Source organism: Vibrio sp. YT-17 (assembly GCF_033337375.1).
GTDB lineage: Bacteria > Pseudomonadota > Gammaproteobacteria > Enterobacterales > Vibrionaceae > Vibrio > Vibrio alginolyticus.
In genome coordinates, this window is sequence record NZ_JAWOQP010000017.1 from 16,153 (window position 1) to 30,013 (window position 13,861).

General features: G+C 43.8%; 13 protein-coding genes and 1 other RNA gene. 6 read left to right on the top strand and 8 right to left on the bottom strand.

Annotated elements, in window-relative coordinates; translation table 11 throughout:
* Positions 1 to 28: 28 nt before the first annotated feature.
* Together ssrA and smpB are read right to left on the bottom strand one after the other, a co-directional pair.
* Positions 29 to 396, bottom strand: a transfer-messenger RNA (tmRNA) gene (gene ssrA, locus R7F67_RS16325).
* 66 nt (positions 397 to 462) lie between these two features.
* On the bottom strand, positions 463 to 948 hold the full coding sequence (gene smpB, locus R7F67_RS16330) for an SsrA-binding protein SmpB (RefSeq protein WP_005381642.1): 486 nt from the start codon (positions 946 to 948) through the stop codon (positions 463 to 465).
* Positions 949 to 1,067: 119 nt separating this feature from the next.
* On the opposite strand from smpB, the gene R7F67_RS16335 reads away from it, so the two are divergent.
* Both R7F67_RS16335 and R7F67_RS16340 read left to right on the top strand, forming a co-directional pair.
* Complete coding sequence (locus R7F67_RS16335) at positions 1,068 to 1,511, top strand: SRPBCC family protein (RefSeq protein ID WP_005381641.1); 444 nt, start codon at positions 1,068 to 1,070, stop codon at positions 1,509 to 1,511.
* Positions 1,501 to 1,860 carry an RnfH family protein gene (locus tag R7F67_RS16340; RefSeq protein WP_005381640.1) on the top strand — a complete coding sequence of 120 codons (360 nt, stop codon included), beginning with the start codon at positions 1,501 to 1,503 and terminating at the stop codon, positions 1,858 to 1,860. Before R7F67_RS16335 ends, R7F67_RS16340 begins: the two co-directional genes overlap by 11 nt.
* 101 nt (positions 1,861 to 1,961) lie before the next feature.
* On the opposite strand, the gene bamE is transcribed toward R7F67_RS16340, so the two are convergent.
* The 5 genes from bamE to nadK form a co-directional block, all read right to left on the bottom strand.
* Complete coding sequence (gene bamE / locus R7F67_RS16345) at positions 1,962 to 2,321, bottom strand: outer membrane protein assembly factor BamE (RefSeq protein WP_017820585.1); 360 nt, start codon at positions 2,319 to 2,321, stop codon at positions 1,962 to 1,964.
* Between the two features lie 242 nt (positions 2,322 to 2,563).
* A complete protein-coding gene (locus R7F67_RS16350; RefSeq protein ID WP_005381636.1) occupies positions 2,564 to 3,046 on the bottom strand; it encodes a GNAT family N-acetyltransferase in 483 nt (160 codons plus the stop codon).
* Between the two features lie 21 nt (positions 3,047 to 3,067).
* Positions 3,068 to 4,732 (bottom strand): DNA repair protein RecN, encoded by a 1,665-nt coding sequence (recN, locus tag R7F67_RS16355; RefSeq protein WP_005383750.1) that lies wholly within the window; start codon positions 4,730 to 4,732, stop codon positions 3,068 to 3,070.
* Between the two features lie 166 nt (positions 4,733 to 4,898).
* A complete protein-coding gene (locus R7F67_RS16360) occupies positions 4,899 to 6,089 on the bottom strand; it encodes a DUF3103 domain-containing protein (protein ID WP_005383752.1) in 1,191 nt (396 codons plus the stop codon).
* 265 nt (positions 6,090 to 6,354) lie between these two features.
* A complete protein-coding gene (nadK, locus tag R7F67_RS16365; RefSeq protein WP_005381631.1) occupies positions 6,355 to 7,239 on the bottom strand; it encodes an NAD(+) kinase in 885 nt (294 codons plus the stop codon).
* A gap of 146 nt (positions 7,240 to 7,385) precedes the next feature.
* Here nadK and grpE point away from each other — a divergent pair, with 146 nt between their 5' ends.
* The 4 genes from grpE to dnaJ all read left to right on the top strand — a co-directional run bounded on the left by grpE (position 7,386) and on the right by dnaJ (position 13,288).
* Entirely contained in the window at positions 7,386 to 7,982 is a 597-nt protein-coding gene (gene grpE / locus R7F67_RS16370; protein ID WP_021034134.1) for a nucleotide exchange factor GrpE, read from the top strand.
* A gap of 417 nt (positions 7,983 to 8,399) precedes the next feature.
* A complete protein-coding gene (locus tag R7F67_RS16375) occupies positions 8,400 to 9,674 on the top strand; it encodes a dicarboxylate/amino acid:cation symporter (RefSeq protein WP_005381625.1) in 1,275 nt (424 codons plus the stop codon).
* 347 nt (positions 9,675 to 10,021) lie between these two features.
* On the top strand, positions 10,022 to 11,935 hold the full coding sequence (gene dnaK / locus R7F67_RS16380) for a molecular chaperone DnaK (RefSeq protein WP_005381623.1): 1,914 nt from the start codon (positions 10,022 to 10,024) through the stop codon (positions 11,933 to 11,935).
* Positions 11,936 to 12,139: 204 nt separating this feature from the next.
* Positions 12,140 to 13,288 (top strand): molecular chaperone DnaJ, encoded by a 1,149-nt coding sequence (gene dnaJ / locus R7F67_RS16385; protein ID WP_017635700.1) that lies wholly within the window; start codon positions 12,140 to 12,142, stop codon positions 13,286 to 13,288.
* Positions 13,289 to 13,356: 68 nt separating this feature from the next.
* On the opposite strand, the gene R7F67_RS16390 is transcribed toward dnaJ, so the two are convergent.
* Complete coding sequence (locus tag R7F67_RS16390; RefSeq protein ID WP_017635699.1) at positions 13,357 to 13,788, bottom strand: type IV pilin protein; 432 nt, start codon at positions 13,786 to 13,788, stop codon at positions 13,357 to 13,359.
* Positions 13,789 to 13,861: the final 73 nt, after the last annotated feature.

Consider the following 13,861-nt stretch of genomic DNA (forward strand, 5'->3'; position numbering starts at 1 on the left):
CAGAGAGTTACCGCCCTTTCCAAACGTTTGGTGGAGCTGGCGGGAGTTGAACCCGCGTCCGAAAACCGTTCATCATTGGTACTACATGCTTAGTCGATCTTTAATTTCGCCACCCACCTGCGAACCGACACGCTAATGAATGACTAGCCTGAATTAAAATTCGCCGTTCATCTCTCAGGCGGGAGAATCCGGGCTAGCGCGTTTGGGTTTGATCCCTCGTTGATCCCCGTCTTACGTGCGGAAGCTAGGGCGAGAGAGCTCTTAGCAGGTTATTAAGCTGCTAGTGCGTAGTTTTCGTCGTTTGCGACTATTTTTTTGCGGTTTGTTAACGAGGCCTACCGCACCTCGGCATGCACCTCAGACTTCTGAATTCCCGTCGAATCCTAAATCAGCCCCAGGTAATATTCGCATAGTAACAGAAAAGCATTGGCTGTCCAGTACTATGCGTTTAAGTGGTCAAGATTAACGCAGCGCGCTCTTCATTACGCGTGCTTTTTCTCTTGCCCAGTCTTTTTCTTTTAGATCCGTACGTTTATCGTGCAGCTTTTTACCTTTTGCTACGCCAATTTTTAGTTTCACCCAAGAGCGAGACCAGTACAGTGAGAGGGCCGTTAATGTCATACCTTCACGGTTTACACGTCCGAATAGGTTATCCAGCTCACGACGACTCATTAGTAGTTTACGCACACGTGTAGGGTTCGCCACAACGTGTGTCGATGCCTGATTTAAAGGAGTGATTGTCATGCCACTCACAAAGGCTTCACCGTCACGCATAAATACGTAACTTTCAGAAATATTGGCTTTACCTTGGCGAAGGGCTTTCACTTCCCAACCTTGGAGCTCCAAGCCAGCTTCGATTTCATCATCGATGAAATACTCGTGGCGAGCTTTTTTATTCAGCGCGATAGTATTGCTACCCGCTTTTTGTTTCGTTTTTTTCTTTGCCATAATAGCGTCATTATACGGGTTGGATATCGGATAGGAAATCCTTTTATTTGCGCAATCGTGGAATAAAAGTAAAATTGGCGAGTAGCTTTAAATCTGTACATGTATCGATAGGAGTATGTATGAAGCAAGTCAGCCGTTCTGCGCTTGTGTCTTTTAGCGCCGAACAGATGTTCAATCTGGTTAATGATGTTGCTAAATACCCTGAATTTCTGCCTGGTTGCTCGGGCTCTAGAATCATTGAGTCTTCGGGGAATGGTATGGTGGCTTCTGTCGATGTGGCGAAGGCTGGAATCAGCAAAACGTTTACGACTTCAAATGAGTTGATCCCCGGTCAGGCAATTATGATGAACTTGGTGGATGGCCCGTTTAAGACGTTGCGTGGTGGTTGGATTTTTACCGCGCTAGATGAACAAGCTTGCAAGGTTGAACTAAAGCTTGAGTTTGAATTCTCAAGTAAAATGATTGAGATGGCCTTCGGTAAGATTTTTAACGAGCTTACTAGTAATATGGTAAATGCATTTACTAAACGCGCAAAACAGGTCTACGAGTGTTATGAGTATTGAGTCAGATATGATTCACGTTGAGGTTGTCTATGCTCTTCCTCATGAACAGCGTGTATTTAACTTAGTGGTAAATAATCACGCAACGGTAGAAGAGATCATTCGACAATCCGGTGTATTGGAGTTGTACCCTGAAATTGATTTGTCCAAGAACAAAGTGGGTGTGTTTAGTCGTAACGTGAAGTTAGATGCGACCGTTCGAGATCGAGATCGAATAGAGATTTATCGTCCGTTACTCGCCGATCCGAAAGAGATTCGCCGTAAACGGGCGGAGCAGGCTAAAGCCGAGGGGAGTGCAGACCCAGTCACCGGTGGCAAGCCTAGTTCTGTACGTAAAAATAAGCAAGATTAATATAAACCCAATAGCTCATGTGAGTTACTCAAAGTTTGACTAACGTGATTTCTATATAATAAAAAACCTCCCAAACGGGAGGTTTTTTTGCAAAAGTCAGTTTACTGAATTTGCTCGTAAAATGCGTCACTTTTTGGAAAGTCACCACTGATGTCTGCGAGTGTGCCTTGGTCATTAAAGTTTACAATCAGATCTTTCTGTACTGGTTCGCCATGGCCAGGAGTATGATGATAGATGTAATACCAAGTGTTTGGATAGCCGTTTTCAATAAGCATTGGCGACCCTAATACGAAGCGAACCTGTGCTTTAGTCATCCCAAACTTTAATTTATCAACCGCACTTTGTTCTACATAGTTGCCTTGGTTGATATCAATACGATAAACCAGTCTTTCCAATACCGAACATCCTGTCAGCAATGTCATTGCTAATGGTACGGCAACTAACCACTTCTTTAATTGCATAATAATTTCTTAGTAACCTTTAAAATACTGCGCTGATAATAAACAAGCTCGACGCAGATGTAAAAAGCTATGCGTCGTATGGTAGACAATCTGACAACGAATTTTGAGTTGAGTTGCATTTATTCACCGATATTAGGCGGTAAATGTCACCACATGACGTATTAGTTAGGTGACGAAGAGCAAATTTCAATCGGAAGTAGGGTGATGGACGCTTTCAGCGGTGAGCAAAGCCTAGTGACTCGTTAGTCGGTTTTGGCGAATTCGCGTAATGCATCACCTGAAAAACGATAATACTCTTTTTCATGAATTAGTGTTGCACCAATTGAGCGGTAAAACTGACCTGCGGTAGGGTTACTACTTTCAGCTGTCCAGTCCAACCTTTGGCATCCACACTTGATCGCCAAAGATGCCAGATACTTCATTAACTTGAGACCAACCCCTTTTCCTCGAACCTTCGAAGATACGAACAGATCTTTTAAGTACATCTGCCCTGAGAGTTTTGGGGCAGGGAACATGACGGTATAAGATGCAAAGCCTACGACGTCATCATTATCGTAAACCGCAATGATATTAACACCAGAATGTTCAGAGAAGACTTGGCTCTTTAGATAATGGACCAGATCGTGTTTTGATGAAGCTTTTTCTTTGAAGTAGTAATGTTCTAACTCAATAAAAATAGGGATGAGATCTAAGCAGTTGGTTTTGTGTATTGCTCTGATATCCATATCTCATCCCTTGTCGATTTATTAAGCGGCGATAAGCAGTTCTTTTGCGTTTGCCAACGTTGAGTCGGTTATTTGACTACCACCAAGTAAGCGAGCTAATTCTGCCACACGTTGTTGTTCATCTAATGCGTGCATTTGGGTTTCGGTTTGGCCTGCTTTGGTTTGCTTAGCAACAAACATTTGTTGATGGCCGCATCCGGCAACTTGAGGGAGGTGAGTGACACACAATACTTGAGTAGATTCGCCAAGCTTGCGTAGCATTTTGCCCACTACGGCAGCTGTTGGGCCACTAATACCTACGTCCACTTCATCGAAGATTAAACTTGGTGTATCTACTTTCTGAGCGGTGATCACTTGGATAGCTAGAGAGATACGTGATAGCTCACCGCCTGACGCAACTTTTGCTATAGGTTGCAATGGTTGTCCCGGGTTGGTCGATACTAAGAAGCACACGCTGTCCATGCCAAGCGGCGATGGGTGCGTGTTGTCATTGCTAACTTCGATACTGAATACTGCTTTCTCCATGCTCAATTCGTGCATGCTTTGTGTGATCAGTTTGTTCAGTTCTTTTGCGTAACGGCTGCGTGATTTGTGCAGTTTTTCTGCTTGTGTTAGAAAGCTTTGGTACTTGTGTTCTACTTCTTGAGCAAGTTCATCTAAACGTTCATCGGAGCAATCTAACGCTTCTACTTGGGCCAGAAGATCTTGATGATGCTGGTAGAGTTCTTCTGGCATTACGTGGTGTTTACGAGCTACAGACATCACTTTAGAAAAACGTTCTTCTACATAAGCCATACGAGCTGGATCAACATCGATGCCATCTAAGTAGCTGCGTAATTCATTCTTCGTTTCTTCAAGTTGAATCATCGCTTCTGACAGCATGTTAGGTAGCTCAGATAGCTTTTCATCTAATTCGGCTAATTGAATTAGGGAGTGATTGGCCGATTGCAAAATACCAAGCGCATTGACTTCTTCACCTTCGTAAATAAGTTCGATGGCTTGCTGACAGGTAGTGGCGAGTTCACCACTGTTGGATAGTCGTTTATGCTCTTGCTCGAGCTCTGCAAATTCTTCTTCACCTAGCGATAACTCATTCAGTTCTTTGATTTGGTATTCAAGCAACTGTTTTTGCGCCTGGTTTTGCTGGCTATTTTCTTTTAGCTGCTTGAGGTTATTATCCGCCTGACGCCAATGCTGGTAAGCACTTCGTGTGCTTTTTAGTAGGTTTAAATGCCCAGCATATTGGTCGAGCATGGCCATTTGGTGCTCACTTTTCATCAATTGATGATGAGCGTGCTGCCCATGGATATTGATAAGTAGCTGCCCTAGAGATTTGAGTTGTGATAGTGGAACAGGGCTGCCATTAATGAAGGCTCTTGAGCGGCCTTCTTTTGTGATAATACGACGCAAAATACACTCACTGCCATCTAGCAGATCGTTATCTTCTAACCAACGTGTTGCATGTAAGTTGTTGTCCAATAAAAAAGCGGCGCTAACTTCGGTTTTCTCTTCACCTTGTCGCACCATGCCGGCATCGGCTCGTCCGCCTAAGCAGAGCCCTAAAGCATCGATAGCAATGGATTTACCCGCGCCTGTTTCACCTGTAATGGTGGTCATGCCCTTAGAAAGCTCGAGTTGTAAAGACTTAACAATCGCAAAATTATTAACACTTAGATGAGCCAGCATTTTATTTACCTGTATAACTGAACAATACTGTATAAGGGAACAGTATATACTGTTTCTTTATACAGTAAAGTCAGGTAGGGAAAATTTTCTTTGTAGGCTGTTTTTTTGTGATGAAGTGGGAAAAATGAGCCGATGTGATTACAACGACTCATTAAAATTGAACAGGTTACGGACGAGTTGGGTTAATCGTTAGTGGTTCTAGTGTGACGACTGCATTCACACCTGCACCTGGGTGATCTACGTATGAAGTATCTTGCATTAGAGTGTAGTAAACGTCGACGAAGTCATCATCATTCGTGAGTACACCATCGGGGATAGTGTCGATGATCTTGTTCGTGATTTGCGGAATAATCGCGTAAGCCTGAACTTCTGGATCTGGAATCGCTTTCAATACTTCTTCGGCAACTTGAACAAGGAGTTTTGCCAATTGTTTATAGTCTGTGCCGTCATCTTGCTCCATGAGCACAATGTCTGCCGCACCCCAGCGGTAACGAGACCAGTGAATAATGATCTGATTTGGATAGTAATCTTGGTTATCGTAGTCTAAGTATGGAAGCTCCACCAAATCGAGAGTAGGTTCATCACGACTTGGATTGACGCCCGTTACGATAGCGTAGATTTCTGCCTTGCCAGAGATCCAAGGTTCTTTGTCATCGGCTAGACGGATCTTTTTCAACTGCGTGGTTTGAATTGGAGCCGCTTCGCCCACTGCGCTACTTGACAATAGCGGTGTATTTTGGCGTTGTTCATCAGCAATATATGGTTGAACTAAAGCTGGTTGACCGAGTTTTTTCATCTCAGCTTGCATAGCTTGCAAGCCTGCTTTTAGCTCTGCAGAGCTATTGTTATCAACGACAAGTACAGGTACCTCAGGGAGCTGGTAAACATCGAGTTGATGGATGTTGCCATAAACATCAAATGCTTCGATGTATTGCCAATTCTCATCATCACCACTTGGTTCAAATGCAAATAATGGCTCGACCTCGCCACTTTGCCATGCTGTTATCATGGCTTCATTTGCCAAGCGAACTTCTAACAACTGATCAGAGTATTCAGAAATACCTTTCCAGCTACGAATTTGAGTGTCAGCTTGTACAAGCTGGCGGCTGAACTCTGAGTTAGGGTTTTGCTTAACAAATGCTGATACAGACACGTTAGTCTGTTGCGGAGTAATATCTCTTCTCAGCATGGGTTCAATGGCAGCATAATTCTCACTCAATTGTTGAGCTAGGGCCCGTTTCGTCTTAGTGATATCTTCCGCTTTTGCATTGGACACACTGTTGACTTGCGTTTCCTCTGATTGGCAGCCAATAAGTGCTAATGTACTGAGAACAGACAGAATGATGGTTTTCTTCATAATATGTCCTTTATTGATTGTATGAAATAGAGTTAATACTCTATTCATGGTGAGAATATCACCGGACATAGATCATTGAATTTGCTTTTCTATCTTTTGTGTAAAGTTTGCCCACAGGATCAAAATTTATAAGCTTCTCTTTAATGATGACAAATATCGTGTCGCCTCACTACTTTGTGTCTATTTCTTGTCTAAGAAAGCCAAAAGCCAGTAGCAATTGAGCTGCTGGCTTTTTTATTGAAGTTATTACCCTGAGTAACAAGTGTTAGAACAATTTACTAGACCAGCCAAGCTTATTCCGTAAGACGTGATAGTAGCTGTAGTCTTTTGGATGGATGAGCTTTAGTACATTTGGACTTTGATAGATGTGAATTTCGTCGCCAGGGGTAACTGGAAGTGAGACTTGTCCATCACAGCTAACTTCTTGTGTTCCACGGTTTTCTGGTGATACCACCAATTTAATTCGACGTTTTCCATCAACCACCAAAGGTCGACTCGACAATGTATGCGGGAACATTGGCACGAGTGAAATGGCATTCAAGCTAGGAGAAAGAATTGGGCCGCCGCCAGAAAGTGAATATGCCGTCGAGCCAGTCGGAGTGGAGACAATCAAACCGTCGGCCCGTAAAGAGAAGGCGAAGCTTTCATCTATGTACACTTCAAATTCAATCATATGGGCAATTTGCCCTGGGTGAAGTACGGCTTCGTTTAGCGCAGCGTTATGACTCTTTATTTGTCCGTGGCGGTGTACTTCCGCCTCTAAAAGAAAACGCTCCTCTTCAATATACTCACCGTCGAGTACCGCTTGCAGAGACGCTTGGAAGTCGTCTGGGTTCAAGTCAGTTAAGAAGCCCAGATTTCCACGGTTCACGCCTATAACTGGTACATCAAATCGGGATAAAATTCTTGCTGCACCTAGCATGTTGCCATCGCCACCAACCACAATGGCTAGATCGGCATTTTTTCCTAGTTCAACTAAGCTAGCAAACTGACTCTGTGGGATATCATCCAGTATTGCGGCAAGGCGATCGTCAATGAATACTTTATAGCCCTCAGAGGTCAACCATTGGTACAACTCTTTATGAGTTTGAATTGCTTGTTGATCTCTTGGTTTTCCGATAATCGCGATCACGTTACATGGATTTTTCATAGCATTTCCGCATTAAAGAGGCTTGAATCAGGAATCTTCATCCCCATAATAATGGCAAGTCACCTAAATATGCGAATTTTTATGTGGTTAAAGCCCGCAAAAACGCGCATGGCTTTAAGGGCATTATGTTGAATTCTGGAGATATCATGAGCAACGAAGAAAACAAAGTTACAGAAGAAGAGCTTGATCAAATCATCGAAGAGGCTGAAAAAGTAGAAGCTGAAGCACAAGAAGTTGAAGCTGAGCTTGAAGAGCTTGGTGATGAGACAGACGCTAAGATTGCTCAACTAGAAGCGGCACTATTGTCTAGCGAGGCAAAAGTAAAAGAGCAACAAGATGCGGTGTTGCGTTCTAAAGCTGAAGTAGAAAACATGCGTCGTCGCACTGAGCAAGAGATCGATAAAGCACGTAAGTTTGCGTTGAACAAGTTTGCAGAAGAGCTGCTTCCTGTTATTGATAACCTAGAGCGTGCAATTCAAGCGGCAGATACAGAGAATGAAACTGTGAAGCCGTTCCTAGAAGGCGTTGAACTAACACATAAAACGTTTGTAGACGTTGTAGCGAAATTTGGCTTGAAAGCAATCAACCCTGAAGGTGAAGCATTCAATCCAGAGTTCCATCAAGCGATGTCGATTCAGGAGAGCCCTGATCATGAATCAAACACTGTTATGTTTGTTATGCAAAAAGGTTACGAACTAAACGGCCGTGTGATTCGTCCGGCAATGGTAATGGTTGCTAAGTAACTTTAACTACCTGTTTTTTAAATATAAAAGCGCCCATCATTTTTGATGGGCGCTTTTTTGTTTTAAACATAAATGACTGCATCGAACTTCGTTGTATATCGATAAATGAAAATTTGATCCCCTTCATATTTTTTCCTATTGGTTAATTATTTTCCTATAGGAGATTTTCTCTCATCTCGCTGCGTGTTTATTAACGGAAAGGGCTATAAGTGATTGTAATCATTCGTTGTGTGAATATTTGTTCTGCATAGGAATGTAAATATAGTCATTTTTTCTAAAACAATGTCGTTAACAAAAATGTAAATTATCACTTTATTTTGTAACTTCGGTGTGTATGATTTGCGACTAATGCTTTAAAAGTAAGCATATATAACTACAAAAATGTAAATAGTAAACACAACATATCGGAGATTTATAATGGATAAATCGCTTTCTAGTAAGATTTTTATAGGCTTGTTTGCCGGCCTTGTGCTGGGGACAGCAATTCAGTACTTATTTAGCGGTATTGCGATTTTTGATACATACCTACTTGGAGCAGCAGAAGGTGTTGGCGGCATGTTCGTCTCACTGATCAAATTGCTTGTTGTTCCTTTAGTTTACGTTTCAATCGTATGCGGCATTGTTGACTTGAAAGACATCAGTGCATTTGGTCGTCTTGGTGGAAAAACTTTTACCCTTTACATTCTTAACACCATCATTGCGATTACGGCGGCTTTGACTGTCGGCTTGATCTTCCAGCCAGGAGCGGGCGCTAATCTAGCAGGAACGGTATCTGAGGCTGTACAGCTGACAACGACAGAGACGCCGGACATTTTCTCTTTAGTTGTTAACATTGTTCCTAGCAATCCTGTACAAGCGTTTGCTAGCGGCGACATGCTGCAAATCATCTTTATGGCAATTTTGACGGGGCTTGCAATTCAAGCTTTGGATTCTCGTGGTGGCCCAGCTATTCGCACATTCAAAATGGCAAATGAAATCATGATGAAATTGGTTGGATTAGTGATGAGTCTTGCACCATATGGTGTGTTCGCACTAATGATTCAACTAGGTGCAACGCTAAACGCCAATACATTAATGTCCGTTGCCGGTTACGTGGCTTTGGTGGTTGCGATGTTGGTGTTCTGGATCTTCTTCTTCTACCCAATGGCAGTGAGTATTGCGACAGGAACTTCTCCAAAGACTTTCCTACGTGCAACTCGTGAGCAGATTCTTTTCTCTCTATCTACCGCGAGCTCAAACGCGACTATCCCGGTAACGATGCGCACACTGACAGAAAAGCTTCAGGTCTCTAAATCGGTTGCTGGCTTCGGTGTACCACTGGGCGCAACGATGAATATGTCTGGTGTGTCTATCTATATTGCTCTAGCAACGATGTTTGTTGCGAACGCTTTTGGCCAGCCAATTAACACCGCAGACATCTTCACACTTGGCTTAACTATTCTTCTGTTATCTATTGGTGCTGGCGGCGTTCCTGGGGGCGGCGTGGTAATGGTAGGCGTTTTGCTTCACCAACTAGGTTTACCACCTGAAGGTTTAGCAATCATTGCAGCGGTCGACCGTATAAATGATATGTTCTGTACATCATCTAACGTTGTCGGCGACACGGCAGTGAACACCATTGTTGCAAAAACAGAAGGTGAGATAGGTAAAGAAGAAGGTGTTGATGCTGAGCCTGCTCAAGCGAACGCCTAATACCTTGAATAATTTATTTTAACCCTAATATTGAAGCGAGCTCTTATGAGCTCGTTTTTTATTTAGGAAGAGTCGGACATAAATAAATTTATCTGGGAAATGACGTTTTGTTGCGCTACAGCAGTGTGACGAGTTCCCAACTAATCAGAAAGAAACACATAAATTTCGAAAAAAGACGCTTTTTTTTAATTCTGCCCTTGAAAAGCATTTTGCCGCCCTTATCTATGTGGCATAGAGAAGCAAACATTGATTATTTTTGTTTGTGAGCAAGGGTTGAAACCCGATTCTCCTCCCCCCACATTGGGGTTATAACCAAACGAAAATAGAATTTATTCGGAGATAGCCAGATGGGTAAAATCATTGGTATTGACTTAGGTACTACTAACTCATGTGTTGCTGTATTAGACGGCGACAAACCACGTGTAATTGAAAACGCAGAGGGCGAACGTACTACTGCATCGGTTATTGCTTACACTGACGGTGAGACGCTAGTAGGTCAACCAGCGAAACGTCAAGCAGTAACTAACCCAGAAAACACGCTATTTGCAATTAAGCGTCTAATCGGTCGTCGTTTTGAAGACGAAGAAGTTCAGCGTGACATCGAAATCATGCCTTACAAAATCGTTAAGGCTGACAACGGTGATGCTTGGGTAGAAGCGAAAGGCCAAAAAATGGCAGCTCCTCAGGTTTCTGCTGAAGTTCTTAAGAAAATGAAGAAAACTGCTGAAGACTTCCTTGGTGAGGAAGTAACTGGCGCAGTTATCACAGTACCTGCTTACTTTAACGATGCTCAGCGTCAAGCGACAAAAGACGCTGGCCGTATCGCAGGTCTAGAAGTTAAACGTATCATCAACGAACCAACGGCAGCTGCACTAGCTTACGGTCTAGATAAGAAAGGCGGCGATCGCACTATCGCGGTATACGACCTTGGTGGTGGTACATTCGATATTTCAATCATCGAAATTGATGAAGTTGAAGGCGAGAAAACATTCGAAGTTTTAGCAACTAACGGTGATACTCACCTAGGTGGTGAAGACTTTGATAACCGTCTAATCAACTACTTGGTTGATGAGTTCAACAAAGAGCAAGGCATCAACCTTAAGAACGACCCACTAGCAATGCAGCGTGTTAAAGAAGCAGCAGAGAAAGCGAAAATCGAGCTTTCTTCTACTTCTCAAACAGACGTAAACCTACCTTACGTTACTGCAGATGCAACTGGTCCTAAGCACATGAACATTAAAGTGACTCGTGCAAAACTAGAATCTCTAGTTGAAGACCTAGTACAACGCTCTCTTGAGCCATTAAAAGTAGCTTTAGCTGATGCTGACCTATCAGTAAACGACATCACTGACGTAATCCTAGTTGGTGGTCAGACTCGTATGCCAATGGTTCAAGCGAAAGTTGCTGAGTTCTTTGGTAAAGAAGCGCGCCGTGACGTAAACCCTGACGAAGCAGTAGCAATGGGTGCTGCAGTTCAAGGTGGTGTACTTGCTGGTGACGTTAAAGACGTACTACTACTAGACGTAACTCCACTGTCTCTAGGTATCGAGACAATGGGTGGCGTGATGACTAAGTTAGTTGAGAAGAACACAACTATCCCAACTAAAGCGAACCAAGTTTTCTCTACAGCGGAAGACAACCAGAGCGCGGTAACTATCCACGTTCTACAAGGTGAGCGTAAGCAAGCGATGTACAACAAGTCTCTAGGCCAATTTAACCTAGAAGGCATCCAGCCTGCACCACGTGGTATGCCACAAATCGAGGTTACGTTTGACCTTGATGCGGATGGTATCCTACACGTGTCTGCGAAAGACAAGCAGACTGGTAAAGAGCAGAAGATCACTATCCAAGCTTCTGGCGGTCTAAGCGATGAAGACATCGAGAAAATGGTTCAAGAAGCAGAAGCTAACAAAGAAGCGGACAAGAAGTTCGAAGAGCTAGCGACTGCACGTAACCAAGCTGACCAAATGATTCACGGTACTCGTAAGCAAGTAGAAGAAGCTGGTGAAGCGCTACCTGCAGAAGAGAAAGAGAAGATTGAAGCAGCAATTTCTGAGCTAGAAACAGCACGTAAAGGCGAAGACAAAGAAGCTATCGATGCTAAAGTTCAAGCACTAATGACCGCTTCTCAAAAGCTGATGGAAATCGCTCAACAACAAGCTCAAGCGCAGCAAGCACAAGGTGCTGACGCAGGTGCACAGTCTAAAGAAGACGACGTTGTAGATGCTGAGTTCGAAGAAGTTAAAGACGACAAGAAATAATATTTCTTAACCAGATGGCTGCATAGCCATCTGGGGTCGATAAGACTTCGTGTGCGGGCGTTTGGGGCAACTCTTACGCCCGTCTGTTTGTAAACGCTGTCTTTCTAGTTAAGTATGTTGCAGACAAGTGCACTTACCTAGAACGATACAAACACCAAGCGGTGAATCGATGCCGTTTGTAGTAATTAACTGGTGACGAAGAACATGTCAAAACGTGATTTTTACGAAGTATTAGGCGTAAGCCGTGATGCCTCAGAGCGCGATATCAAAAAGGCGTATAAGCGTCTAGCGATGAAATTCCACCCAGACCGAAACCAGGGTGATGATTCTGCGGCGGACAAGTTTAAAGAAGTAAAAGAAGCGTACGAAGTTCTGACCGACCCTCAAAAGAAAGCGGCGTACGACCAATACGGTCATGCAGCTTTTGAACAAGGCGGCGGTGGTTTCGGTGGCGGCGGCTTTGGCGGCGGCGGTGCTGATTTCGGCGACATCTTTGGCGATGTATTCGGTGACATCTTTGGTGGTGGTCGTCGTGGCGGTGGTGGCCACCGTGCCCAGCGAGGTGCTGACCTACGTTACAACATGGAATTGACGCTAGAAGAAGCGGTTCGTGGTGTAACGAAAGAGATCGAAGTACCGACACTAGTACACTGTGATACCTGTGATGGTAGTGGCGCGAAGAAAGGTTCATCTGCTGAAACATGTGGTACCTGTCATGGTCATGGTCAAGTACAGATGCGCCAGGGCTTCTTCGCAGTGCAACAAACCTGTCCTACCTGTCACGGCAAAGGTAAAATCATTAAAGACCCTTGTAATGAGTGTCATGGTCAAGGTCGTAAGCAGAAAACAAAAACACTTAACGTTAAGATCCCGGCAGGTGTTGATACTGGCGATCGTATTCGCCTATCTGGCGAAGGTGAAGCGGGAGAAATGGGGGCGCCTGCTGGCGACTTGTATGTACAAGTGCACGTGAAAGAGCACCATATCTTCGAGCGTGATGGCAACAACCTATACTGTGAAGTGCCAGTAAGCTTTGCGATGGCAGCTCTAGGTGGTGAAGTTGAAGTACCAACTCTAGATGGTCGCGTAAGCCTAAAAGTACCTTCAGAAACGCAAACAGGTCGTATGTTCCGCATGCGTGGTAAAGGTGTGAAAGGCGTTCGCGGTGGCGGTATCGGTGACTTGATTGTTAAGTTGGTTGTCGAAACACCAGTAAATCTAAGCTCACGCCAAAAAGAACTGCTCAAAGAGTTTGAAGAATCTTGTGGTGGTGAAGCGGCGACAAAGCACAAGCCTAAATCAGAAGGCTTTTTCAACGGTGTGAAAAAGTTCTTTGATGATTTAACCAGCTAAGACTTTAGTGAAAAGCACAAATACAAAGGCCTGCTAAAATGCAGGCCTTTTTGCATCTCGGTGTTCTTCTAATTCCAGCAATCACTTGGTTCTTCGACATTTGTTGACGTTAAAGTAATCGTTTTAGCGCCAGTCAAACACTCGTCGTCGTCTTGTCCCAGAGCCGATTTTGCTGTTGCTGTAATGGTATAGGCCGTACTTGCAGAGCTCGCAATATTGAAAGAAAATCTATTTTTGTCTGAGTCACATAGAGTGCATGTGCCTCCAGAGATAATATGACTCCAGTCGTACCCACCATCATAAGATGTCTCTAGCTCTAGCTGAATTCGACTAAGATCGCTCAAGGCAACCGTCCTATGAGACTTGAGCACATGATTGGTGTAAGAAGGGTAGGCGACAGCCGCAATGATCCCGACAATCACTACAGCTACCAGTAATTCGATCAATGTCATCCCTCTCAATCCTTTTTTGTAGCCGTTACAACGAGAAATTCGAATCATCACGAGTAGTTTCCTTTTCACTTTTCCGCCTATTTTTGGCAGGTGATAGCATCTGTGCAAGATGAATTACGGC

Coding starts and splice junctions, on each gene's coding strand:
- smpB (WP_005381642.1), bottom strand. CDS start 948: ATGGCAAAGAAAAAAACGAAACAAAAAGCGGGTAGCAATACTATCGCG.
- R7F67_RS16335 (WP_005381641.1), top strand. CDS start 1,068: ATGAAGCAAGTCAGCCGTTCTGCGCTTGTGTCTTTTAGCGCCGAACAG.
- R7F67_RS16340 (WP_005381640.1), top strand. CDS start 1,501: ATGAGTATTGAGTCAGATATGATTCACGTTGAGGTTGTCTATGCTCTT.
- bamE (WP_017820585.1), bottom strand. CDS start 2,321: ATGCAATTAAAGAAGTGGTTAGTTGCCGTACCATTAGCAATGACATTG.
- R7F67_RS16350 (WP_005381636.1), bottom strand. CDS start 3,046: ATGGATATCAGAGCAATACACAAAACCAACTGCTTAGATCTCATCCCT.
- recN (WP_005383750.1), bottom strand. CDS start 4,732: ATGCTGGCTCATCTAAGTGTTAATAATTTTGCGATTGTTAAGTCTTTA.
- R7F67_RS16360 (WP_005383752.1), bottom strand. CDS start 6,089: ATGAAGAAAACCATCATTCTGTCTGTTCTCAGTACATTAGCACTTATT.
- nadK (WP_005381631.1), bottom strand. CDS start 7,239: ATGAAAAATCCATGTAACGTGATCGCGATTATCGGAAAACCAAGAGAT.
- grpE (WP_021034134.1), top strand. CDS start 7,386: ATGAGCAACGAAGAAAACAAAGTTACAGAAGAAGAGCTTGATCAAATC.
- R7F67_RS16375 (WP_005381625.1), top strand. CDS start 8,400: ATGGATAAATCGCTTTCTAGTAAGATTTTTATAGGCTTGTTTGCCGGC.
- dnaK (WP_005381623.1), top strand. CDS start 10,022: ATGGGTAAAATCATTGGTATTGACTTAGGTACTACTAACTCATGTGTT.
- dnaJ (WP_017635700.1), top strand. CDS start 12,140: ATGTCAAAACGTGATTTTTACGAAGTATTAGGCGTAAGCCGTGATGCC.
- R7F67_RS16390 (WP_017635699.1), bottom strand. CDS start 13,788: ATGATTCGAATTTCTCGTTGTAACGGCTACAAAAAAGGATTGAGAGGG.